13 protein-coding genes are annotated in these 24,449 nt (G+C 61.7%); 9 read left to right on the top strand and 4 right to left on the bottom strand.

Annotation, left to right across the window (positions count from 1 at the left end; genetic code table 11):
- Nucleotides 1-216: 216 nt before the first annotated feature.
- Nucleotides 217-1,950, bottom strand: coding sequence for a glycerol-3-phosphate dehydrogenase/oxidase (locus tag IY73_RS03935; protein WP_053978871.1), 1,734 nt, complete (start codon nt 1,948-1,950; stop codon nt 217-219).
- A gap of 274 nt (nt 1,951-2,224) precedes the next feature.
- Here IY73_RS03935 and IY73_RS03930 point away from each other — a divergent pair, with 274 nt between their 5' ends.
- Both IY73_RS03930 and IY73_RS03925 read left to right on the top strand, forming a co-directional pair.
- Nucleotides 2,225-3,661: a lysophospholipid acyltransferase family protein gene (locus IY73_RS03930; RefSeq protein WP_053961950.1), complete on the top strand. Its 1,437-nt coding sequence runs from the start codon at nt 2,225-2,227 to the stop codon at nt 3,659-3,661.
- On the top strand, nt 3,651-4,526 hold the full coding sequence (locus IY73_RS03925) for an HAD family hydrolase (RefSeq protein WP_053961949.1): 876 nt from the start codon (nt 3,651-3,653) through the stop codon (nt 4,524-4,526). The genes IY73_RS03930 and IY73_RS03925 overlap by 11 nt, the downstream gene beginning before the upstream one ends.
- Before the next feature lie 256 nt (nt 4,527-4,782).
- On the opposite strand, the gene IY73_RS03920 is transcribed toward IY73_RS03925, so the two are convergent.
- From IY73_RS03920 to IY73_RS03910, 3 genes are all read right to left on the bottom strand, one after another.
- Complete coding sequence (locus tag IY73_RS03920; protein ID WP_053978870.1) at nt 4,783-6,099, bottom strand: lipase family protein; 1,317 nt, start codon at nt 6,097-6,099, stop codon at nt 4,783-4,785.
- Nucleotides 6,100-6,403: 304 nt separating this feature from the next.
- Entirely contained in the window at nt 6,404-7,690 is a 1,287-nt protein-coding gene (locus IY73_RS03915) for a lipase family protein (RefSeq protein WP_053961947.1), read from the bottom strand.
- Between the two features lie 35 nt (nt 7,691-7,725).
- Entirely contained in the window at nt 7,726-8,973 is a 1,248-nt protein-coding gene (locus IY73_RS03910; RefSeq protein WP_053961946.1) for a lipase family protein, read from the bottom strand.
- A gap of 656 nt (nt 8,974-9,629) precedes the next feature.
- On the opposite strand from IY73_RS03910, the gene glf reads away from it, so the two are divergent.
- From glf to IY73_RS03875, 7 genes are all read left to right on the top strand, one after another.
- On the top strand, nt 9,630-10,832 hold the full coding sequence (gene glf, locus IY73_RS03905) for a UDP-galactopyranose mutase (protein ID WP_053961945.1): 1,203 nt from the start codon (nt 9,630-9,632) through the stop codon (nt 10,830-10,832).
- On the top strand, nt 10,832-12,982 hold the full coding sequence (locus tag IY73_RS03900; RefSeq protein ID WP_053978869.1) for a glycosyltransferase: 2,151 nt from the start codon (nt 10,832-10,834) through the stop codon (nt 12,980-12,982). The genes glf and IY73_RS03900 overlap by 1 nt, the downstream gene beginning before the upstream one ends.
- Before the next feature lie 124 nt (nt 12,983-13,106).
- Nucleotides 13,107-13,985 (top strand): phosphatase PAP2 family protein, encoded by an 879-nt coding sequence (locus tag IY73_RS08090; RefSeq protein ID WP_082345394.1) that lies wholly within the window; start codon nt 13,107-13,109, stop codon nt 13,983-13,985.
- 32 nt (nt 13,986-14,017) lie between these two features.
- Nucleotides 14,018-15,061 carry a hypothetical protein gene (locus tag IY73_RS03890; RefSeq protein ID WP_053978868.1) on the top strand — a complete coding sequence of 348 codons (1,044 nt, stop codon included), beginning with the start codon at nt 14,018-14,020 and terminating at the stop codon, nt 15,059-15,061.
- A 218-nt stretch (nt 15,062-15,279) separates the two neighbouring features.
- Nucleotides 15,280-17,193 carry an AMP-binding protein gene (locus IY73_RS03885; RefSeq protein ID WP_053961942.1) on the top strand — a complete coding sequence of 638 codons (1,914 nt, stop codon included), beginning with the start codon at nt 15,280-15,282 and terminating at the stop codon, nt 17,191-17,193.
- Between the two features lie 442 nt (nt 17,194-17,635).
- Complete coding sequence (locus IY73_RS03880; RefSeq protein WP_237025147.1) at nt 17,636-22,576, top strand: type I polyketide synthase; 4,941 nt, start codon at nt 17,636-17,638, stop codon at nt 22,574-22,576.
- A gap of 141 nt (nt 22,577-22,717) precedes the next feature.
- On the top strand, nt 22,718-23,680 hold the full coding sequence (locus IY73_RS03875; RefSeq protein ID WP_053979198.1) for a decaprenyl-phosphate phosphoribosyltransferase: 963 nt from the start codon (nt 22,718-22,720) through the stop codon (nt 23,678-23,680).
- Nucleotides 23,681-24,449 lie beyond the last annotated feature (769 nt).

Genomic DNA, 24,449 nt, shown 5'->3' with positions numbered 1-24,449 from the left:
ATCGTATTTTGTTATGTGTAGTGGAGCAGGTTTGTTGCCTCAGACTGTACGTTTGTTGCAGGTATTTCACCGTGATCTGGGCTACATTTCAGGTCCTGGTCATATGGGGTCTCACCTGCTCATGAGGGCAAAAAGGCGCCTCCCCGGGGAGAGCGGGGAGGCGCCTTTTTCATCAGGAAGTCACATGTGTGAAGTAAGTGATTCCGGGTGATGGTGTTACTTCTTGTCGACGTCGTCAACGTAGGCCGGGCGGGCTTCCTCGGCCTGGTTGCGGAGGGCGTCGGCTTCTTCGTCGGTAATGGCCTTCTGGGAGTTGAGCTCGGCGACGACGCGGTCGCGGTAGAGCTCAACTTCCTTCTCCTTGGTGGCATCGTCCCAGCCGAGGACGGGGGCGATGAGGTCGGCGATCTCCTGGGCGGAATCCATGCCGCGATCATCGTATTCGATGGAGATGCGGGTACGGCGGGTGATGACGTCCTCGAGGTGCAGGGCACCTTCCACCGCAGCGGCGTAGACAGCCTCGACGCGGAGGTAGCCTTCGGCGTTGGTGATGGGCTTCTTGAGGGACGCATCGTTCTTGGCGTAGGAGAGCACGTCGAAGATGAGGGAGCCGTAGCGGTTGAGGAGGTGCTCAACCTGATCCTCGGTGATGCCGTACTTGGCGGCGAGGGCGTCGAGCTGGTTGGTCAGGGCCCAGTAGCCGTCAGCACCTATGATGGGGGTTTCTTCGGTGGTGGACTTGGCGACCTGTCCAGGAACGTCCTTGATGGCAGCTTCGACGGCATCCTTGCCGATGACACGGTAGGTGGTGTACTTACCGCCGGCGACGGAGACGAGGCCGGGGCACAGGCGTGCAACTTCATGGTTGCGGGCGAGCTTCTCGGTGTTCTCCTGGCCAGCCTGGGCGACGAGCGGGCGGAGACCGGCGTACACACCGACGATGTCGGCGTAGGTGACGGGTTCCTGGAGGCGCGAGTTGAGCTCTTCCAGGACGTAGTCGATGTCGGTCTTGGTGGCGGCCGGGTGGGCCAGGTCCAGCTTCCAGGAGGTGTCGGTGGTGCCGACAATCCAGTAGTTGCCCCACGGAATCACGAACAGTACGGACTTCTCAGTGACGAAGCACAGGGCGGAGTCGGACTTGATGCGATCCTTGGGGACCACGATGTGGATGCCCTTGGACTGGTGGACGTGGAACTTGGCCTTGGCGCCGGCGAGGTTCTGCATTTCGTCGGTCCACACGCCGGTGGCGTTGATGACGGCAGAGGCCTTCACATTCTGAGTGCGGCCGTCTTCGGTGTCCTTGATGGTGACGCCGACCACGCGGTCGCCTTCCTTGAGGAAGTCGACGACTTGGGTGGAGGTACGGATGACAGCACCGTACTTAGCGGCGGTACGGGTCACCATCATGGTGTGGCGGGCGTCATCTACGAGGGTGTCGTAGTACTGCACACCACCGCAGGTGGCATTGGGCTTGAGAGAAGGGATCTTCTTAAGGATTTTCTTGCGGCTGAAGTGCTTCTGCATCGGAACGGTCTTGGCGCCACCCATACGGTCGTAGAGGGTGAAGCCACAGAACATCATGATGCGCTCGAAGAACGGCGTGGTGAGGGGGTAGATGAACTTCAGCGGTTTAACGAGGTGCGGTGCCAGGGTGTGCATGGAAAGCTCGCGCTCGTGCAGAGATTCAGCAACCAGGCCGAACTGCGGGATCGGGTTCGGCTGCAGGTAGCGCAGGCCACCGTGGAACATCTTAGATGAACGGCTAGAGGAACCGCAGGCGAGGTCGCGAGCCTCGACCATGGCAACCTTCAGGCCACGGGTGGCGGCGTCGAGAGCGGCGCCTGCACCGACGGAACCGCCGCCGATGATGAGAATGTCGAATTGTTCGGAGCCGAGGCGATCCCAGTTGGATTCGCGAAGCTCAAGAGTGAGTTCGGACGGTGCAGACAAGTGAGTCCTCCTGTAGAAAACCTTATGTCCCCGGGAGTCAGGGAGTGGGTACTGCTTTACCGTACATCCTACGCTAGGGGCTGTAAATCAGCGTTTAAGCAGCTTAACTGGTAAATGTGGGCCGCGTTACACAATTTTGTAATCGAACTGCGAAAAAAGGTTTTTCTTAAAGTGGTTTTAGTCACAGTTCTGATTCTGCTTGTCGAAAAGCACCAGTTTTAGGAGGAAGGGTTGTTTGCTAGTTTTCCGCTCATTTTCGCACTACAGTGGGGTAATGGCCTTCGAACCTCTCTACTCCTTCTTCTTCCGGGTGGGACGAATTTTGTCGTCGGTGCTCCGCCACAACATCATCGTCACCGGGCAAGAAAACATCCCCAAAAAGGGTGGCGCGCTGCTGTGTATTAACCACACCGGCTACGTGGACTTTTACTTTTCGGCAATGCCGCTGCTCCGTGCTAAGCGCTATCCGCGCTATATGGCGAAGCAGGAGATTTTCGAAAATTCAGTCGCAGGCCCCCTCATGCGCAGGCTCGGCCACATTCCGGTGGACCGCATTGCCGGCCGCGAGTCCATGGACACTGCCGTCGACCAGCTGAAGAAGGGCGAGCTGGTGGCCATCTTCCCCGAAGGCACCATGTCCAACTCCTTCGAAATTAAAGACATGAAGACGGGTGCCGTGCGCATGGCGCAGGGTGCTGGCGTCAAAATCTATCCCACTATTGTGTGGGGCTCCCACCGTGTCTACCGCCGCGACATCAAGCCCAACCTGGAGCGCGGCATCCCCATCATGATCCACTTCTGCGAACCAATGGACGTAGCCGGTGGGGATCCAGAGGAGCTCACCAAGCAGCTGCGTAGTATCATGCAAAAAAACTTGGAAGAGGTGCAGCAGCGCTACATAGAGCAGTTCGGCCCCTTTGAAGAGAATCTGCCATGGCTGCCCGCTCGTCTGGGAGGCAGTGCCCCCACTCTGGAGGAGGCCCAGGCTGCCGATGACAAGATAGATGAGGACCGCGAGCGCGCCAACGCCATGATGCGTCACTCCTACAAGGCGGCGAAGGAAGTCCACACCGTCATCCTCCACACCTCCGACGCCACCGTCGACGAGGCCGCCCCGGAGGCGAAACTCTCCCGTCTCACCAGCATGCGGGCCGCCGCTGAGAAGCTCAATCGAGCTGCCGAGGAGCTGGTGGAGGCGGCGAAGGTGCCGGATGGCGAGGTCGCGAAGCGTAAGGCTGGAGCTGGTTCCCTCCGCAATATGACGGAGACGGTAGCCTCTGCGGCGGTGGAGCTGGAGCGAGCGACGGTGTTGTCGAGCCGCAAGGCGTCACGTCGGCTGGGGGCTAGTTCGGATTCGGTGACGGAGTTCGCCACCGGTTTCCGTCACCGCACCGCAAAGTCGCTGCATGCTGGCGCAGAGTACCTATCGCAGAAGGCACAGTCCCTGCTGGCTTACCTGTCGGACGCCGAGGAGGCAGCCCGGAAGGCGGGAGAGGAGCGCCAGATCCGCCACGCAATCGCCCGGGAGGCGCGTGTGGAGCAGGCGGCGGCCGATGAGGTTCGCAAGGCCAATAAGAAGATGGAGGCTGCTATCAAGCACAAGGAGAGGGAAGCTTCCCGCGCCTTAGAGGATGCCGCCCGTGCCACCGAGGAAGCGGTGCACGCGCTGGAACAGACGGTAGCTCTTGAGGACGATGCTGATGCCCGCTGACGCTGAATTTGGTGTTGGCGTATCCCCCCTTGCTCTTGGAGGTTTGGGGCTGGTAGCCACCGACTTGGACGGCACCCTGCTGGATTCCTATAAGCGGGTGAGCCCGTGTACCCAGGCGGCCATCGCACAGCTGGATGAGCGCCATATTCCGTTAGTGATTGCCACTGGTCGGCCGTTGCGCTGGCTACCCCCGGTGTGGGAGCAGCTACCGCTGCGCCCCCTGTGCATCTGCATGAACGGTGCGGTTATTTACGATTCCTTCCACCACCAGGTGTTGCGCCGGGCTGTGCTGAAGCCGACAGTGCTGCGGGACATTGTGCAGAGTGTGCACGAGGCGCTACCGGAGGCGTGTTTTGCGGTGGAGCGGATTACCTCAGAGATGACGCCGTCCACGGGTGAAGGTCCGGTGGAGGAGTTTTTGATCGCCGAGGATAACGAGCACATCTGGTATGAACAGAATGCTCCCCGCACGTCTTTGGCGGCGTTGGCGGAGGAGCCAGCGGCGAAGCTGCTGGTGCGTGCTGTGGGTATGTCCAGTGCAGAGATCGCTGAAGTGGTGTGCCCGCTGGTGGAACCGGTGGCGAATACGACCTATTCGGTGGATGGGGGATTGGTGGAGATTTCTCACCCAGTGGCCACGAAGGGGGAGGCGTTGGTGCGCATTCTCGATTACTGGGATCTGTCGGAGGAGACGCTGTTAGCGTTCGGTGATATGCCGAACGATATGGACATGTTGGAGCTGGCGGCGTGGGGTGTGGCAGTGGAGAACGCGCACCCGGCGGTGCGGGCTGCGGCGGATGAAGTAACGATGTCGAATGATGAGGATGGTGTGGCTGTGGTGCTAGAGCGTTTCCTGAGCGCCTGAGTACTATACGCCTGTCACAGTTGCGTCACGTGCCTGTTTGCGCGCGTGCTCTGTCTATTCTGTTTCCATCGCGAATACGCAAGAGAGAGGGTGGGAAGCCTAATTAGGCTTCCCACCCTCTCCTTCTATTGAGAGTGTATAGAGGGCCGTGCGGACTGTGCCGTGCAGACCCGGGTTGTGTGTTGGCGACCTCGCACCCCTGCGCTAGTGCGAGTGCACGGGAGCGCAGACCTGCACCGGTGCGCCAAGCAGCCGGTTAGTTCTTGGGCGGCTGCAGCTGGCCAAGAGGCAGGATGTTGTATTCGCGGCCCTCGCAGAATTCGTTGGGTGCAGGGGTACCGGCGAAGCGTGCCTGGGCCCAGGCGGCGGCACTTGGTAGGCCCATGAAACCGACTAGCAGATGCTCGGAGAGGTCCATGGTGGCCAGAGTGACCTTAGTGCCGGTGCTGCAGTAGCGGCGGGCGAGCTTCTTGACCTTGGCGACGGGGACGGCGATGTCTTGGTTACCGTGGTAGAGGTAGAGCGGCATCTTGGGGGACAGCGGGTAGTAGAGGGGGCTGTTCTCGCGGACGACTTCCAGTTCGCGCTTCTGCTTGCGGATGTCGACGTCATTGAAGACACTGCGCATGGACTGACCGGCGAAGGAGCCGATCATGGTGGAGACGCAGGAGTCTTTGAGGCCCTTGCGGAGGCGGTCCTGCCATTCGGGCTTCATGCGGGCGAACACGTTCATGCGGTTGGGGTACTCGCGCTCCAGGCCAAGCATGGTGCCGGCGACGATGCCGAAGCCAGGGTTGGTGTTGTTACCCAAGGCTAGGCCCATCCAGGCCATATCGGCGGGAGTGCCACCGGCTATGGCACCTACGAAGCGTGGGGCCGGGGCATACTTGGGGGCCATGGAGGCGGCGATGAGGGTGCTCATGGCGCCGCCGGAGTAGCCGCCCAGGATGACCTTGGAGTGGCGGGAGTTGAACTTACGGGACGTCACCAGGGCGGTGGTGGCGTCGAGGATGATGTGTCCTGCCAGGATGTTGGCACCGTAGGCGCCTTGCATGCCTTCGAAGTCGGGGAGGAGGATGTTCCAGCCCTGGGACAGTGCGGCATTCAGGCCGAGGGAGATTTCACCGGCGACGGTGAGGGACTCGGGGTTGTTGAACTGGTTGATGGGAGTGGTCAGCGAGAAGGTGGGCTGGCACTCGGTGCCGAGGGAGTTGATGAAGTGGTTGTACACCATCAGCGGCACGTTGGGGATGGCGAAGGACTGCGGTTGGCGGAGCAGCAGGGCGGTGGCGAAGATCTTTTCGCCGTGGGAGTTCGTGGAGACGAACACGAGTTGCTCGGCAACAGCGGAAGGGAACTGCAGGAGCTTCATGGAGCGGCTCTTGATGAGGCGTCCATGGGGCAGGTTCTTGTACTTGGAGGCGGGAACCCGGAACCAGGGGTCTTTCACCTTGGAGGGGTAGATGGGAGCGGCGGAGGCGTCGGGGCTGACGGCGACCGCGGTGCCGGCGGCGAGTGCTACGGCGCACAGGGCGGACATAAGTTTCGTCCGGAAGCTTCGACGTGCTGTCATCAGCTTTCTCTCTTTCTCTCAATAGATGGCAGGCTACACTTTACCGATTTGTCACCTAGCCTCGTAGTTCTACTCTGCCACGTAGCGTTCGGGGGGGCGCCTTGCAGAGCGGTTTTCGGGGGAAAATTCCACTGGTCACGCAAGGGTGAGGTCGGTATGGGCAATGGTGTGTGTGCCCAATTTAGTTGGGGTATGTGGTGCTCTGGCGGTAGTTGTTCCGACAGAGCGGGTGGTTCTGTATGGAGTTGTAGGTTTGTGGGGGCGGGCCGTGGGGGGGTGATGGCGGCCGCCCGGTCGGGCTGGGTTAGCACTCGGTGTTGTGTGGGGGTAGTCCGGCGAAGCGGCTGAGGACCCAGGGGAAGGCGAACCAGGATCCGACGGCTGCGTTGGTGACGTGGTTGGAGACGTAGGTGTCGAGGATCTGGATCTTGAGGTTGCGGTTGGTGTGGCACCAGCGGTTGGTGACCTTCTTGATGAGGCGCAGGGGGACGAGGTCGTCGCGGCTGCTGGACCAGATGAAGACGGGCACGCGGGGGACGGGCTTGTAGTTGATGAGGCTGTTTTCAGCGAAGACAGCGAATTCGTTGTGCTGCTCGCGCAGTTTCACGTTGTTAAACATAGTGGTGGCGGATTCGTTTGCCAAGGCATCAAGCATGCGCGGGGTGCAGGCGTCGCGGTTGGCGTCAACGAGGCGTTTACCGTGCTTGGAGAGGCGGTCGTAGACGTTCATGCGCTTGGGGTATTCACGTTCCATACCGATCATGGTGCCCATAGCGATGCCGAAGCCGGCGTTGCGGTTGTTACCCAGAGCCTTGCCCATCCACACCATGTCGACGGGCATACCGCCGGCGGCAAGGCCCACGATGTTGAGGTTGGGGGCATACTTGGGGGCCATAGAGGCGGCGTAGCCGGCAACCATCGCCCCGCCGGAGTAGCCGGAGAGGATGATCTTGGGGTTGGGGATGTTGAGGGCTTTGATCTGGCGGGCGGCCTTGGTGGCGTCCAGCATAATGTGTCCACCGAGTAGGTTAGCTCCGTAGGCGGATTGGAGGCCGAGGAAGTCGGGGAAGATGGTGATGATGCCCCAGAGGGCAGCGAGGGCGCCAATGCCGTAAAGGGACCCGTTACGCGCCATGATTTCGGCTTTGCGGTTGGCGTTGGGGGTGCGGCCGCCGGTGGTGAGCCAGTCGGCGGTGGCATTGAAGGAGAAGGAGGGCTGGCACTGTACACCGAGGGAGTTAATAAAGTCGTTGTAGACCAGTACGTTGGCGTTGGGGCGAGCGATGACGGGCCGCATGACGGCGGAGCTGGCGAGGACGGCTTTGCCGTGGGAGTTGGTGGTCTTGAAGACGTATTGGAAAACCTGGGTGCCTTGGACGACGAAGTTGGAGACGGGCCGGACACGGATGAGGGTGCCGTTGGGGACGGAGTTGAGTTTGGCCTGGCTGACCTTGAAGAAGGATCCGAGGGGGGTGTTGTCGTAGAGGGGGGTGGCGTCGGCGGGAGTGGCAGCTACGACGGAGCCGGCTACCACGGCTGCGGTGACCGTGGCGGCGGTGATGCTTTTGAGGCGGGTGGTCCGTGTCGTCATGTGGGGGGTCTCTTCCTTCGCGTGGGGTGCTGCGGTTAACGGGGGATGCGGCGGCAGTCGTTACGCATTTTTCCACCGTTACTCATCTGGAAGAGCCACTGTGCGGCTGCGGGGATGTTGTGGAAGGCGGTGGAGACGTGGTTGGGGTCGTTTACTTCGATATATTGGACGCGGGATCCGGTGGCGCAGTAGCGGCGTATGGTGGCACGGAGGGGACGGATGGGGGCGCCAATGTCGGTGCGGGAGCCGAAGACGTAGAGTTTGGTGCCGCGGGTGGGGTGGCGCTGGTCGTAGTAGAGGCTGTTTTCGCGGAGGACCCGGAAAGCGGAGCGTTCTTGCGCGGGGTTGAGGCTGACACCATTGAAGATGGTGTTGACGGATTCGCCCTTGAGGGATTGCAGGAGGCGCGGTGAGCAGGCATTTTTGAGGACGCGCATCTTGTTTTTGCCGTGTTTGGAGAGGCGGGGAGTGACGCGCATGCTCTTGGGGTATTCGCGTTCGAGGCCGACGAGGGAGGCGAAGGCGAGGCCGAAGGCGTCGTTGGGGCGGTTGCCGAAGCGGACGCCGTAGTACTGGAGGTCGGTGGGAGTGCCGCCGATGGCGATGGCGCTGAAGTGGACGTCGGGGGCGTATTCGGCGCGGAGGTTGGCGGCCCACAGGCTGACCATGGAGCCGCCGGAGTAGCCGAGCATGCCGGTCCAGCTGCGTTGCATGCCGAAGTCGGGGGTGTTTTTCATGGCGCGGACGGCGTCGAGGACGATGTGTCCGGCGAGGATGTTGGCGGTGTAGGCGGCTTTCATACCCTCGTGGTCGGGGATGAGGAGGGCGTATCCGTAGCGGGCGGCAATAGCGGAGTACCACATGGCGATGAAGCTACGAGTGTTCCATTCGGGGTTGAGGCTGGAGTAGGAGAAGCTGGGTTGGCAGCCGATGCCGAGGGAGTTGATGAAGTCGTTGAAGACAACGACTTTGCCGTTTTTGGGGAAGTTGGCGGGTTTGACGAGGACGGCGGTGGCGTAGGTGGGGCGGTTGAAGGTGTCGCGGGTGGAGAAGACCATTTGGGTGGCGTTGCCGCCGGGGACGAGGAAAGCGGGGAGTTTGCGACTGCGGAGGAGTTTGCCGTGGGGTTTGTGGACGTACTGGGCTGCGGGGACGTTGAAGAAGGGGTCCAGAATGGGGGTAGGCATGGTGGCTGCGGCTTGGGCTGCTTCAGGGTTGATGAGTCCTACCGTGAGCGTGAGTGCCCCTGCTGCGGCGAGAAGCCGAGTAGTCAAACGCTTCATAGTTCTGTTCTTGTCCCTTTGTACGTGTAGAGCGATGGCCTAGGTCGCGGTGGAGTAGACAAGTCCTCTCGACGCCATACTAACTGTCAAAATCACACTTGTAACACTTTTAACAATAGTAACAATAATCGCGAAGGTTTTGTTAGCTGTCTAGTGGCACACTCACCGATTTCTCCCGGGATTTTTCTCACATCCGCGAGACCTCGGAAAAACTCCAGCTCACAACCAGTGGGAGCGTTTTTCGTCGAAGTAACTCCCGGAAATAAATCCAGGGGGGTGACGATTCCCGTCCAGTTCTCAATTTGGCTACTCGCCGCTGCCGTTCGCCGTCGCACCGAGGAGTACCGCAAAATACCCCAAGGAAAAGTGCCTGTATATGTATATGTGTGGTGAGACACCAAATGTTACATAAATTACGTGGGAGAATGCCATTAATTGCGGATTTCCGTGGATACCACCTCCGCATTAACGCCGGTCATCGTGTGGATGGCATCTTAGTATTAGCTGCCCATGAACATCCGTTCTAGGCACAACATTCGCTAGGCTTAAGGGGAGTCACCGCCCGGTAGCGCACAGGTGTTTTTCCGGGCGGAACACCTCCCCCCATCTAGGGTGCACCGCGTCCCCTAGTGAGTACGAGAAAAGGCGTTCAAGTAATGAGCACTCAGTCATACGATCTCATCGTGGTCGGATCCGGTTTCTTCGGACTTACCGTCGCCGAGCGTGCTGCCAGCCAACTCGGCAAGCGCGTCCTCATCATCGAGAAGCGTTCCCACATTGGCGGCAATGCGTTCTCCCAGCCCGAACCGGAAACCGGCATTGAGGTCCACCAGTATGGCGCCCACCTCTTCCACACCTCCAACGAGCGCGTGTGGGACTACGTCACCAAGTTCACCACATTTACGGACTACCAGCACCGCGTATTCGCTATGCACGACGGCAAGGCCTACCAGTTCCCCATGGGGCTTGGCCTTATTTGCGAGTTCTTCGGCAAGTACTACAGCCCGGATGAAGCCCGCACCCTTATTAAGGAACAGGCCTCCGAGGTGAAGACGGAAGAGGCCACCAATCTGGAGGAGAAGGCCATCTCGCTGATCGGCCGCCCGCTCTACGAGGCCTTCGTGCGCGACTACACTGCCAAGCAGTGGCAGACCGACCCGAAGGAACTCCCCGCCGCCAACATTACCCGCCTGCCGGTGCGCTACACCTTCAACAACCGCTACTTCAACGACACCTACGAGGGTCTGCCGGTGCATGGCTACGCCGCTTGGCTGCGCGCCATGATCAACCACGACCTTATTGATGTGCGTTTGAACACCGACTGGTTCGATGTGTGCGAGGACGTACGCGCCGCCAATCCGGATGCCCCCGTCGTCTACACCGGCCCGCTGGACCGTTACTTCGACTACTCTGCGGGCCGCCTGGGCTGGCGCACCCTGGACTTCGATGTGGAAGTTCTCCCCATTGGGGACTTCCAGGGAACGGCCGTCATGAACTACAACGACGCTGACGTCCCCTACACCCGCATTCACGAGTTCCGTCACTTCCACCCGGAGCGGGCCGACCGCTACCCCAAGGACAAGACGGTCATCATGAAGGAGTACAGCCGCTTCGCAGAGGAAGACGACGAGCCGTACTACCCCATTAACACCCCGGAGGATCGCGAGATTCTGGCTGCCTACCGCGAGCTAGCCGCTGCCGAAACCGCCAACCAGAAGGTGCTCTTCGGCGGCCGCCTGGGTACCTACCAGTACCTAGATATGCACATGGCCATCGCCTCCGCCCTCACCATGTTCGACAACCAGCTGGCTCCCTACTGGACTGATGGTGCTGCCCTGAAAGGAAAGGGACAGCGCTAATGCCCACTGCTTCAACGTCCGCACAGTTTTCTTCTTTTGTGGGGGAGCGGCTTTCCCGCATCATCACCCCGCGCCCCGGTGAGCCTCTTGACGTGCGCAGCCTTTACTTGGTGGAAGCCTCCACCAATCCGCGTCGCTGCCATGCCCCGAGTCGCACCTCCTTGCGGATTCCGGCAGACTCGGAAGTGTCGTTCGAGACGTATTTCAATGGTCTGCCCGCCTCCTATTGGCGGCGTTGGAGCACTCTCACTTCGGTGGTGTTGCGCTTGCATCTCACCGGCTCGGGCCGGGTAGATACCTACCGGTCCAAGATTGATGGGTCCCGCATCGGTATCACCGGCGTGTCCTTCTGTGGTCCGGAAGGTGACGGCGCTACTGCCGCCACTACTGCACCGCACACTCTGGACCCACAGGTCACCCAGTGTGCGGACGGTTCCAGCATTGTGGAGCTCACGCTTGGCCTGGAGCCTTTCGAGGATGGCGGTTGGCTGTGGTTCGACATCACCGCCGACACCCCGGTGGAGCTGCTGGAGGGTGGCTGGTATGCCCCCGTTGCCGCCCCCACCACTGTCACCTATACGGATCAGCAGACCGGCCTTACCCACGAGGTCGATAACGCCAACAAGGTGGTTATTGGTATCCCCACCTTCAACCGTCCTAATGACGCAGTGGCGGCCCTGCAGGCGCTGGCCTCCGACCCGGATGTAGACGCCATTATCGAGGCCGTGTTGATGCCCGACCAGGGCACCAAGAAGGTTATTGACCACCCCGACTTTGCATCTGCCGCAGCCCATTTCGGCATTGGTGGGGGAGTGGATGGCGCCACTGATGCAGCCGGCCAGCCGCTTTCCGTCACCCCTGACGGCCGTTTCTTCCGCTTTGAGCAGGGCAACCTGGGTGGGTCCGGTGGGTACAGCCGCATCATGTATGAGGCCCGTCAGCACACCACTGCCCCCTTCATCCTCTACATGGATGACGACATCGCCATCGAACCCGACAGCATCCTCCGCGCCGTCGCCTTTGCCCGCTTCGCCAAGCAGCCCATGCTGGTGGGCGGCCAGATGCTCAATCTGCAGGAGCGCAGCCACCTCCATTCCATGGGCGAGGTTATCAACCGCGCCGACTTCATGTGGACCTCCGCCCCGCACGTCCACTACGACCACGACTTCAGCCAATACCCGCTGTCGGCGGCCCGCGACCACCGCGGCGCCCAGCACACCGGCCTGGCCGACCCTCGCTGGCAGGAAACCGCAGACCTGCACCGCCGTATCGATGTGGACTACAACGGTTGGTGGATGTGCCTCATCCCGCGACTCGTTGCGGATACCATCGGCCAGCCTCTGCCCCTCTTCATCAAGTGGGACGATGCCGAGTTCGGACTGCGCGCCGGTGCTCACGGCTTCCCCACCGTCACCATGCCCGGTATCGCCATTTGGCATATGGCCTGGTCGGATAAGGATGACGCGATCGACTGGCAGGCCTACTTCCACCTGCGTAACCGCCTGGTGGTGGCCGCCCTTACCCAGCCGGAGGGTGCCTCCATTAACGGCATGTTGGCCTCTATGGCGAAAGCCGTGGTGAAGCACACGCTGTGCCTGGAGTACAGCACTGTCGCCATCCAGATTGAGGCCATTAAGGACTTCCTGCGCGGCCCCGATGCCCTCTTCGACTTGCTGCCCACTGCCCTCCCAAAGGTCGCTGCTCTGCGCCGTGAGTTCCCAGATGCGGTGGTGCTCCGTTCCGCCAGCGATCTGCCTGCCCCCTCCGGTGGGCCCGGTGGGGTGACGGAGGAGCCGCGCGGTATACGCCGGAAGGTGACGGCGTTGGCGAAGGGGCTGCTGCATTCAGTACGCCCGGCGAACCCCGCCCACCATTCCACCCCGCAGATGAATCTGCCGCCCATTGATGCCCGCTGGTATTCCCTCAGCCGGCTGGATGGGGCCACTGTCACCACTGCTGATGGGCGTGGTGTGGTGTACCGGCAGCGCGACCTGGACAAAGCGAAACAGCTGGTGAAGGACTCCTTTGCCATGCACAAGCAGCTGCGCGAGAAGTGGGCGGAGATGCAGCGCCAGTATCGGGCGGCACATCCGCGCTTGACCAGCCTGGAGGCATGGTCCGAGATTTTCGGGCCCGACACGCTGGGCTGATGCCGAGCTGCGGCTGGGCTGGCGCTGGGCTGTGGCCTTGTGCTGAGGCTTTGGGCGCAGCACGTGCCGAGCCATCCATGAATAACAACTATCGATCCACCCAACAAGCACGGAGAACACTGCCATGGCGAACGCTTCCAGCGAGCCTGAATCCCACGAGTCCGCTGCCCACGAGGTAGCCGCACACCACGGTGGCCACGACGCTCCCGCAGCTGACCATACTGTCCCCGTGGATGCTCACACGGGCGCCACCGCACACCACGATGGCCACGGCGGCGTACCCCACGACCTGCACTATGTCGACGCCCATACCGGCGCCTCCCAAATTCACCCCGAACTGGGCTCTGCCGCCGGCTACCGCAAACGCAGCGTCTTTGACGTCACCTGGGAGGAATGGAAACGCGCCCAGTGGTTCGGCCGTGGCAAAGTCCCCGCAGACGTCCCCGATGCCTTCTCCGGTGCCTCCCGCTACTTCTCCGAAGAAGAACACCTCCTTGTTAACCTACAGCGCTGGTGCCGCCCCTACCCGTGGACGGTAAAGGCTGCGCAGGGCCTCTCCCACTTCGGCGAACACTCCCTGGGCTGGCTGGCCCTCTCCGGCGTATGCGCCCTCTCCTTCCCTAACCAGCGGAAACAATGGGGGTGGGCAGCCCTCTCCGCCTTCGGCTCGCACGCCCTGTCCGTCATCATTAAGCGGATTGTGCGCCGCCACCGCCCCAGCAACCCGGCTATTGACGTCAACGTCACCACCCCCAGCGAGCTCAGTTTCCCCAGCTCGCACGCCACCAGCACCACCAGCTGGGCCACCAGCGCCACCATGATCACCCATAATCCACTGCCGCTGGTGCTCAGCCCCATTATGATGGCCTCCCGCATGCTGGCCGGCGTCCACTACCCCACGGATGTGGTGGCGGGCGCTGCGCTGGGTGCCGCCACCAGCCTGGCGACCCACAAATGGGGCCCCGTCGTGTTGCAGCGGCTTATTGGTCAGAAAAATAGTTAGTATGGCGTCGTAGGCATCCACAAGGAGCAGCTATGACGAATCCCCCTCGCCCCCCGCGCCCGGACCAGCCGGGTCAACAGGGTCGCCCCACCGGCCCTTCCCGCCCCTCCCCCTCCAGCCGCCCTGCAGCGGCAGGCCGGCCCGGCCGCGCCCCTGCACAGCGTATCGGCGGCACTGCTGGTGCAGCCGGGCGGGGTGACAGCACAGTCAGGCGAGGTGATGGCCCTACCCAACGCCCCTCTCGTCCCGTCCGCCCCACCGCTAGCCGCGGGGGAGCTGCCGGACGCGCCGGGCAAGGTACCGCTGCTGGTGCCGCACGCGGTACGGGCAGTAACGCCGGCCGCGGCCGTGGTGCTGCCTGGGGCAAAATCGGTGGCGCCGGTGCTGCCAAGCGTGGTGGTGCTGGCCAGCGCGGTGCAGCCCAGCGTATGTCTGGACTCCGTGGGCAGGCTCAGCGCGGCAATGTCCAGCGCGGCAGTTCCCAGCGGAGCGCTGCACGGTCTGCCAACGCGCAGCCCACCGACGCACGGGGTGGCAAGCGCACAGGCCTCGCCGCTTTCTTCGGTACGGATGCCCTCGCTAACAAGCGCACCTACCTCATCATTGGCGCCATCGTGCTGGTGTTCATCATCGTCATCGCCGCCATCGCTAGCCAGCGCAGCTCCTCCACTAACGCCGCCGCCACCGTCACCGCCATCACCAGCTCCACGGTGGCTGGGGAGAACCGCACCTCCGCCCCGGATGCCGAGGCACCCGCCGGCGATAAGGCCGTCACCCCCGACCTGTCTGGCCTTGCTATGGACCCGAACTCAGACCCGAACGCGAAAGCCTACTTCCGCGCAGTGAAGAAGGGCGGCATCCCGGTGAAGGATGGCATGGAGACGGCTCTCCTCGGCATGGGCTACACGCACTGCCAGGCGAAAATGTCGAACGACAAGAAGACTGACGAGATCCAGGACGTCATGATGGACACCCTTGTGCAGATGACCCCCGGCGTGAATAAAGCTAAGGCAAAGAAGGTTATTTACGCGTCCTCCGACAAATACCTCTGCCCGTCACTCCAGAAGCGACAGTAGCGTCAGCTACGCCACCGGCGCAGCCATGTTCACCACATCGCTGGCGCCAGTAACACCGTCGACACGCGGGCAGCACGCATAGCACGCAGAATCCCCCGCACACGCCCTACGAAGATTCCTCTCAGTAATTATCGCAGGGCGTGTGTAACGTTTTTCCGGCTCTTTCCGATAAACCCCGTGATAACGCGAAATCCCAGAACCCCTAAGGAAGGTTACGCATGTCCTTTGAGGTAGAGCCGCTCTTCCGTGGCACCACTATCGACACCTCTGTCCTGACTACTTTCCCGGCTATCGCCGAGCAACGCGTCGCCCAGATCCTGGCTGGAGAGGCGGAAGATTACCCCATCTACCGGTTCTTCGATTACCTCCGCGACCCAAACCCCACCCCGGACGTTCTCACCTGGATTTCCTTCACCACCCGCGCCAAGGCCATCGCCGCCCGCCTTCAGCAGGTCTGCGAGCGCGGCGACCGCGTCGTCGTCATGATGGCCCAGAACCTGGACTACATCACCGGCTTCTTCGCCCCCTTCTTCGGTGGCCAGATCTCCATCCCCGCCTTCAGCCCCACCGAGCCCGCCCATGCTGGCTACCTGGAGGCTATCCTCACCGACGCCGAGCCTAAGGTCATCCTCACCGATGCCAAGGTTGCCGGCTCCGTCCGCCAGTTCCTGAAGAACGTCCACGTGGAGAACAAGCCCCGCATCATCGCCATCGAGGGCATTGAGGACGAGATGGCCGCCTCCTGGGTTGACCCCGAGCTCGACCCCGAGGACATCGCCTACCTGCAGTACTCCTCCGGCTCCACCCGTCGCCCCACCGCCGCCAAGATCAGCCACCGTGCAGCCCTGGTCAGCGTGCTGCAGATTATGCGCACCATTGGCATGAAGCCACGCACCCGTGGCGTCAACTGGATTCCGATCTTCCACTCCATGTCCCTCATCTACCTGTTTGCAGCCCCGCTGTCTTACACCTACATCGACATCATGGAGCCCGCCGCCTTCCTGCAGCAGCCCTCCCGCTGGGTGAACGCCCTGCAGTCCATTGACGGCGAGGACGTCTTCTCCTCCGGCCCCGACTTCGCCTTCGGCCTGGCCGCCGCCCGCGGTAAGCCGGAAGAGGGCCAGTCTCTTGACCTGTCCAAGGTTGTTGCCCTCATGAACGGCTCCGAGTCCGTCACCCAGGGCACCGTCGACTTCTTCAACGCCACCTTCAAGCCCTACGGCCTGCACGACAACGCCATGCGCGCCTCTTACGGCATGTCGGAGACCACCTCCGGCGCCGCCACCCCTGAGCCCGAGGTGCCCACCTTCATCGCTAAGGTTGATGGCTACGAGCTAGCTGAAGGCAAGTTCGTCGAGGTTGCGCCGGGCGAGGAGGATAAGGGTCTGTCCCAGGTGGGTGTGGGTGGCCCGCTCCTCAACGAGTACGCCGTCATTGTCCGCACCGAGTTCGACGAGAACGAGGAGTACCTGGGCCGCGGCTCCGAGGTTCCCGATGGCACCATCGGTGAGATCTGGATTGCTGGCCCGAACCTGGCCTCCGGCTACTGGAACCGCCCCGAGGAAACCGCCGAGACCTTCGACAACGAACTGGTAGAGACCCTCGACGACGACCTCACCCACACCATCCGCTTTGGCCAGAAGGTCGACAGGGACACCAAGTGGCTGCGGACCGGCGATTGCGGTGCCTACTACAACGGCCAGCTGTTCATCACCGGCCGTGTGAAGGACCTCGTCATTGTGGATGGCCGTAACCACGTTGCCACCGACATTGAAGAGACTGTGATGATGGCGGGTGCCGGCAAGTTCCTGCCCAATACCATCGCCGCCTTTTCCGTCAACGCTTCTGAGCTACTGGACTCCGCGTCCCACCGCACCGGCCGTGTGATTGCCCCCGATACGAAGGGTGAGCAGCTGGTGGTTGTGGCCGAGGTTAACCCGGATAACGAAGTGGAGGACTTCGAGGAAACGCTTAACGCGGTGCGTACCCTGGTGGCTCGCCGCCACGGTGTGCAGCTGGCAGACTTCCGTGTGGTGGAGCAGGGTGCTATTCCGCGTACCCCCACCCAGAAGATTAAGCGTCTGGAGTGCCGTAATGCGTACGAGAGCGACTCTCTGAACGCCCGCTTCTAGGCTGTGACGGTCAGTAGGCTGGTTGCCGGTATGACTGTGACCTAATGCTCTGTGCGGCAGTGCGCCTGGGCCCCGGTGAGGGGTTCCGGGGCACTGCCGCTTCAGGCGTTTTTGGTGCTGCTGCTTGTGCAGGCACCCTCCATAATTGACTAGCGTTTTGGTGTTGTGTAGTGGACAGTGCGACGTGCCCCGAAGTTAGTTTGTGGCTCGCGTACTGTCCAGTAGAATTAACAAGACTGTGGGTATTGTCGATTGTGCCCATATGGACACCAGTTACTAACACTTCGTGCGAAATACTCCACTGAAATGGCTCGACCACCGGTCGGGGGCCATTGGAGAAAATATCAAGACAGTTTATTTCCATGGAATGGCAAGAGTTCCAGGGATTCTGCAGCGTAGCCCAACTACCCAGTGAGCGAACAATAGAGAATCGAGATTGATTGTGAAGTCTGACCTTACGGTTGTTGAACTCATTGCCTGGATGCGGGAATGGATTGCAAACGACGTAAGCATTACCGTTTCGGAAGTGAATCCGGACCAGCCCTTCGAAGAATTCGGTCTGTCCTCCCGAAGCATTCTGGAACTCGCCGGCCAGCTGGAAAACCTCACCGGTAAATCCATCAATGCCGCCGTGGTGTACCAGAACCCCACAGTGAACAAACTGGCAGTCTTCCTCCTCGACGACTCCGACCCCGCCGCCGAAACCCACCAGAAGGTACGCGACCGCTCCACCGTAGAAGGAGCCGACATCGCCATTATCGGTGTCGCCACCCGCTTCCCTGGCGACGCCAACACCCCGGAACAGTACTGGACGCTCCTTCACGACGGCGTCGATGCCGTCACCGACCTCCCCGCTGACCGCTACCAGGAATTCCTGGAGGACAAGGAAGTTGACGCCAGGGTCACGGCAGCCCCTACTCGTGGCGGCTTCATCACGTCCGAATACATCCGTTACTTCGACCCCGAATTCTTCTCTATCTCCCCCCGCGAAGCTGAGCAGGTTGACCCGCAGCAGCGTATGCTCCTGGAACTTACCTACGAGGTGTTCGAGGACGCTCACCTTCCCATCTCTGAGCAGCGCGGCCACAAGGTTGGCGTATTCATTGGCGCCTCCAACCAGGACTACGCCCGCATCCTGGAAAGCGACTACTCTGCCTTCCACCCCTACTCCCTGACCGGTCTGTCCCCCTCAATCCTGGCCAACCGCGTCTCCTACACCTTTGACTTCCGCGGCCCCTCCATCTCCATGGACACCGCCTGCTCCTCGTCCTTGGTGGCCGTCCACCAAGCTGTGCAGGCTCTCCGCCGGGGCGAAAGCTCCCTGGCCGTGGCCGGCGGTATCAACCTCATTCTTGCCCCCGGCACCCAGCTGGCCTTCGCCGACCTGGAGACGGTGCTCTCCCCGGACGGCTACATTAAGGCCTTCTCCAACGACGCCGATGGAATTTCCCGCTCTGACGGCGCCGGCCTAGTGCTGCTGAAGCGCCTCCAGGATGCTGAGGCTGATGGCGACCATATCTACGCCGTCATCAAGGGTTCGGCTGTCAACCAGGACGGCCGCTCCAACGGCATTACCGCCCCCAACCCGGATGCGCAGATGGAGGTGTTGGTGGATGCCTACCACGACGCCAACATCGTCCCGCAGGACGTGGACTATGTAGAGGCCCACGGCACCGGCACCATCCTGGGTGACCCCATCGAGGCGCTCGCCCTGGGCAAAGTGCTGGGCTACGGCCGCGACGAAGAAAAGCCGCTGTTGCTGGGCTCGTGCAAGACCAACTTTGGCCACATGGAGTCCGCCGCCGGCTCCGCCTCCCTCATCAAGCTGGCGCTGGCTATGGAAAAGGGTGTCATCCCGCCCATGCTGCACTTCGCCGGGCCCAACCCGTACATCAACTTCGAGGGCGACCACCTGGAGCCCGTTACCGAGAACCGCGAGTGGCCGCGCTACTCCGGTAAGGCAGTGGCTGGTGTCTCCGGCTTCGGCTTCGGCGGCACCAACGCCCACATTGTGGTGGAGGAGTACACTGGCCCGGCCTCTCCCGCCGCTGTGGAGAGTGACGAGTCCGCTGCCGCCGACGCTGCTGACACTGACGCGCCTGCTGCTGCCGACTTGCCCGCGCTGAGCGACGCTGAGCGCGCCCAGCTGGAGGCTGAAAACGCCATGTTCGAGGAGCTGGAAGAACCCCGCACCTATGTGCTGCCTGTCTCCGGCACCCTCGCCACCCGCGCCCGCCAAACCGCCAAGCATGTGGCGGACTGGCTGGAGGATAACCGTGACGTCGACCTCGCTGCCGTCGCCCACACCCTCTCCACCCGCTCCATCGGCCGCTTCCGCAAGGAGGTCGTCTCCACCGACGTAGACTCCGCCATCGCCGGTCTGCTGGCCATTGCCGAAGGAACCGAATCCTCGGACGTCTACTCCGGCCACCACGTCGCCCTGGAAGGCCCGGTATGGGTGTACTCCGGCTTCGGCGGCCAGCACCGGAAGATGGGCAAGCGCCTCTACCTGGCCGACAAGTTCCGGGGAGACTTCGGCGGCATCTTCGCAGCCTCCTTCGATAACGTCGCCGCCCTCATCAAGGAGGAGTCCGGCCACGACATTCGGGAGATCATGCTCACCGATGCCCTCAACTGGGACACTGAGACCGCCCAGGACGGCATCTTCGCCATCCAGGTAGCCCTCACCGACACCCTCACATATTTCGGCTGCCAGCCCGCCGCCGTCATCGGCCACTCCATGGGTGAAGTCGCTGCTGCCTACGCTGCCGGTGGCCTCAGCCTGGACGACGCTGTTCGCGTCATCTGCGTCCGCTCCCGCCTGCTGGGCGAGGGTGAAGCCACCCTCTCGGAGGATGAGCAGGGTGGTATGGCACTGGTCGAATACTCTGCCGAGGAGATCGCCCAGCTCGTCGCCGACAACCCTGGCACGTTCGACACGGTGGAGCCTGCCGTCTACGCCGCCCCCACCCAGATCACTGTCGGCGGCAAGAAGCCCGACGTGCAAGCCTTCGTGGACTACGCCACCGAAAACGGCAAGTTTGCCCGTATGCTGAACGTCAATGGTGCCGGTCACACTTCCATGGTGGCTCCGCTGATCGGCGAGCTCATCGGCGAAATTGCCGATATCGAACCGCTCCCGCTGCACTGCACCCTCTTCTCCTCCATCGACAAGGAAGCCGTGTACCAGGTGGGCGACACCCCCACTACCTACAAGTACTTCGCTAAAGGCATGCGCCACTCCGTTTGGTTCACCCAGGCGGTCAGTCAGGCCTGCCAGGCCGGCCACACCTGCTTCATGGAGGTGTCCGCCCACCCGGTGGCTATCCTCTCTGTGGCAGCCGCCACCTACGCTGCCAACATCCCCAATGCAAAGCTGTTCTACACGCTGCGCCGCAAGGAATACGAGCCCAACACCCTGGTGCGGGCCATCGCCCAGTTGGCTGCCGCCGGCCACCACGCTAACCTCCGCAACCTGGCCCTCACCCAGGAGTATGCGGATGTGCCGCGCACCGCCTTCCAGCGCAAGTACTGCTGGACCAGCGCCCGCCTGTCCGGCGCCAACGATTCCCACCTGCCCGGTGCACACGTCCTGCTGCCCACCGGCCAGCATGTGTGGAAAGCCCAGCATAAGGCGGTGAAGCAGCTGGAGATGCTAGCCCAGTCCGCCGCCGAATACTGCTTCGGTGAGGAGGGGGTCGTCACCTCCTGGCAGTTGGACGGCGAGGATGTGCCGGACGCCCGCTACATCACCATGCTCAACCCACAGGAGGGGGGCGCCACGGTCGAAATCTTCACCCAGCTGCATGGTGAGTCCCGCCCGCTGGCCTCCGCCACCATTACCGTGGGGGACCCGAATGCGGTGTCCGCCATCGTCATTGCGAAACCGGATGCGGACGAGTTCGGTCCCGAGGACCCGCTGGCGGAAAACAACACCGACAATGAGTTCTACGACCCCACCACCGGCGAAACTGTGGTGGAGCGCCTCACTAAGATTGTCGCCACCAACCTGGCATACAACCCGGAGGACCTCACCAGCGAATTGCCGCTGATGGAGCTGGGCCTCGACTCCCTCATGGCCATCCGCATCAAGAACCGCATCCAGTACGAGTTCCAGATCCCTGAACTGGACCTCATGGTGGTGCGTTCCTCCACTATTGGTGACGTCGCCGAGTACATCTCCAATGTGCGCGACGCCCAGTCGCAGGGTCTCTCGGGTGAGGAAGCCTCTAAGGTCTCCGCCCAGAAGCTGGCTGAGAAGAAGGCCGACGAAAACGCCGCCGGCACCCCCGGCGACGGTGCAGGTGCGGACGTGCCTCCGCGCGATGCCTCCGAGCGACTTGCCTTCTCCACCTGGGCCACCGTCACTGGCGAGTCTGCCGGCGACGTGATGCGACCTCTCCCGCCGATCAGTGACGACACCCGCGTGAAGCTGGCGGAGCGTCTGGCCGAGCGTACCGGCTCCGATATTGACCCGGTGCTGCTGCAGGATGTGAAGAACATTGAGCAGCTCGCCAACATTATTCGCCCCTTCCTGGAGAAGGAAGTGGAAGGCCTGGTGCGTACCCTGCGGGACTTCCCGGAGGGGCAGCAGTCCAAGGCACTCTTCCTCTTCCACCCGGCCGGTGGCACCACCGCACAGTACTCTGCGCTGGTGGATGACCTGCCCGCCGATATTCCGGTGTTTGGCCTGGAGCGGGTGGAAGGTCCGCTGGAGGAGCGTGCCGCTGAATATCTGCCGGCCATCAAGGAGGTGCAGCCGGAAGGCCCCTACACACTGGGTGGCTGGTCGCTGGGTGGCGCCCTCGCCTACGAGGTGGCCAAGCAGCTCATCGCCGCAGGTGACGAGGTAGCCGCCATTCTCCTCATCGACACGGTGCAGCCCTCGGAACCGGACCCCGGTACCCGCGAGGAACTGCATGCCCGCTGGGACCGCTACGCCTCCTTCATCCAGAAGACTTACGGTGTGAACTTCCAGGTGCCCCACGACATTCTGGACGCCCAGGGCGAAGACGGCATGATGAAGCTGTTTGCCCAGATGGCAGCCACCGCAGATCTATCCAACACGGGTGTGTCGGCGGCGGTGCTGGAGCACCAGCGTGCCTCCTTCGTCGATAACCGTATGCTCGCCAACCTGGATATGGAGACATGGGCGTCTGTGCAGGTGCCTGTCACCTTGTACCGGGCGGAGCGGATGCACGACGGTGCTATCGAGCTGGAGCCACGCTACGCCACCATTGACCCGGATGGCGGCTGGGGCAAGATTGTGAAGGATCTCACTGTGGTGCCGTTGAAGGGCGACCACCTGTCGGTGATCGATGAGCCGGAAGTGGGCAAGATCGCCCGCAACATTACCGAGCGTCGCGAGAGCCTCGGTCTGTAGCCATGTGGCTGTCGGTGGGGAGCCTACTGGGTAGATTTCCCACCGTTAGTCTTTCCCTCGGAAAGGACACAAACGATGGCGGATCGTGCTAACCCGTCCCCCCATGCGGCGGATGCCAATAGCGATACTGCTGACGATGTGATGTTTGAGGAAACAACGTCGGCAGCGGAGATGGAGAAAGAAGGCCGGAAGCTGCGGCCGCCGAAGAACCTGGCGGAGGCCATGTGGAAGGCGCTTCGCCCGCGCCAGTGGGTGAAGAATGTGCTGGTGCTGATGGTGCCCATCTCTGCCGGTACGGCGGTGGTGACGGATCCGCAGGTGCTTCTGCAGGTTCTCTACGCATTCATCACGTTCTGCCTGGCGTCCTCCTCCATCTATCTCATTAACGATGCGCAGGATGTGGAGGCAGACCGGGCGCACCCGGTGAAACGCTTCCGCCCCATTGCTTCGGGGGTGCTACCGCTGGGTGTTGCCTACGCTATGGGCATTGTCCTCATGCTGGCGGCAGTGCTGCTGGGCTTCTTTCTCTCCGGAGGGCCGCTGGCCATCGTTATTGCCGTCTACATTGTGTTGCAGCTAGGCTACTGCTTCGGCCTGAAACACCAGATGGTGCTGGATATTGTGCTGGTGTCCTCCGGCTTCCTGTTGCGTGCGGTGGCCGGTGGGGTGGCGGCGGATGTGCCGCTCTCTCAGTGGTTCCTGCTGGTGATGGCGTTTGGCTCTATCTTTATGGCCAGCGGTAAGCGCTATGCGGAGAAAATGTTGGCAGAGCAGGAGGGCCGGCAGATCCGTAAGGTGCTGCACTCCTACACCGCCACCTACCTGCGTTTTGTGTGGACGATGTCTGCTACGGCACTGGTTCTCTGCTACTCCCTGTGGGCGTTTCAGCAGGGGCAGATGCCGTCGGCGCATCCGGGTGCGAGCTTGTGGTACGAGATTTCGATGGTGCCGTGGGCGATTGCAGTAATGCGCTATGCGGTGGATGTGGACCGTGGTGACGCCGGTGCCCCGGAGGACATTGCGTTGAAGGACCATGTTCTCCAGGTCATTGCGCTGCTGTGGCTGGTATGTATTGTGCTGGCCGTGTATGTGTTCGGCGGGTAGTGCTGGGGCGGGTCTGCCGCTCTGGAGTTTGTCGTAAGAACGTTATTGAGGTGACGGGTGCCGTGGTACCCGTCACCTTTTTATCAACTGACCAAATATAAAATAATCAGCGCATATGTTTCCTATCATGAGGGTGGGTGGCCGGTACAGAAGCTGAGTAAGGGCGCTGGTTACGATGACTATTTCACGACGGGATTTTATTCGTAGAGGCACGTATGCGGTGGGGGGTGTTTTATGTGGCGTTGGCTATGGGGGTGGTGTTGTTTGCGGTGGTAGCTGTGGCGGAGGAGAAGCGTATTCGCACGTTGGCGAAGTGAGGTCTGGTGGGGACGGCTAGTAGTGCCGCAGCGCCGGGTGCCTTTGGTGGGAAGGGCCGGCGCTGTGGCGTAGTTGGGAGCGGTGCCCGTTACCAGGTGATGGGTGTGTACTGCTGGCAGCAGGGTAAGCACTGCCTCCGGTGGGCTGTTGAGTGATTGCTATGTGACGGGGGTGGCGGCAACTTTGCCGAGGTGGGTGCGGATGCTCATGGGGGATGGTTCCTTTTGTGTAAGGGCGGGACGGCGCACTAGCTCGTTTGGAGTAAGGTTAGCCAACGCTATCTATAGAATCTGGCACACATGTGTCAGTTAATTCTAGAAATGCCGTGGGGGAGCGGAGCTTTGCGGGGGAGATTCCTCATATGTATAGAGATGTGCGAGTTTCCGCTCGGTTTCCAAAAATTGGAAAAAATAATGATGGGACTAGTGTGACTAAAGTGATTTAGTTTTGT

Source organism: Lawsonella clevelandensis (assembly GCF_001293125.1).
Classification (GTDB): Bacteria; Actinomycetota; Actinomycetes; order Mycobacteriales; family Mycobacteriaceae; genus Lawsonella; species Lawsonella clevelandensis.
The sequence above is the reverse complement of the archived record's forward strand: the minus strand, read 5'-3'. Positions and strand labels throughout refer to the sequence as shown.

Coding starts and splice junctions, on each gene's coding strand:
- IY73_RS03930 (WP_053961950.1), top strand. CDS start 2,225: ATGGCCTTCGAACCTCTCTACTCCTTCTTCTTCCGGGTGGGACGAATT.
- IY73_RS03925 (WP_053961949.1), top strand. CDS start 3,651: ATGCCCGCTGACGCTGAATTTGGTGTTGGCGTATCCCCCCTTGCTCTT.
- IY73_RS03920 (WP_053978870.1), bottom strand. CDS start 6,099: ATGACAGCACGTCGAAGCTTCCGGACGAAACTTATGTCCGCCCTGTGC.
- IY73_RS03915 (WP_053961947.1), bottom strand. CDS start 7,690: ATGACGACACGGACCACCCGCCTCAAAAGCATCACCGCCGCCACGGTC.
- IY73_RS03910 (WP_053961946.1), bottom strand. CDS start 8,973: ATGAAGCGTTTGACTACTCGGCTTCTCGCCGCAGCAGGGGCACTCACG.
- glf (WP_053961945.1), top strand. CDS start 9,630: ATGAGCACTCAGTCATACGATCTCATCGTGGTCGGATCCGGTTTCTTC.
- IY73_RS03900 (WP_053978869.1), top strand. CDS start 10,832: ATGCCCACTGCTTCAACGTCCGCACAGTTTTCTTCTTTTGTGGGGGAG.
- IY73_RS08090 (WP_082345394.1), top strand. CDS start 13,107: ATGGCGAACGCTTCCAGCGAGCCTGAATCCCACGAGTCCGCTGCCCAC.
- IY73_RS03890 (WP_053978868.1), top strand. CDS start 14,018: ATGACGAATCCCCCTCGCCCCCCGCGCCCGGACCAGCCGGGTCAACAG.
- IY73_RS03885 (WP_053961942.1), top strand. CDS start 15,280: ATGTCCTTTGAGGTAGAGCCGCTCTTCCGTGGCACCACTATCGACACC.
- IY73_RS03875 (WP_053979198.1), top strand. CDS start 22,718: ATGTTTGAGGAAACAACGTCGGCAGCGGAGATGGAGAAAGAAGGCCGG.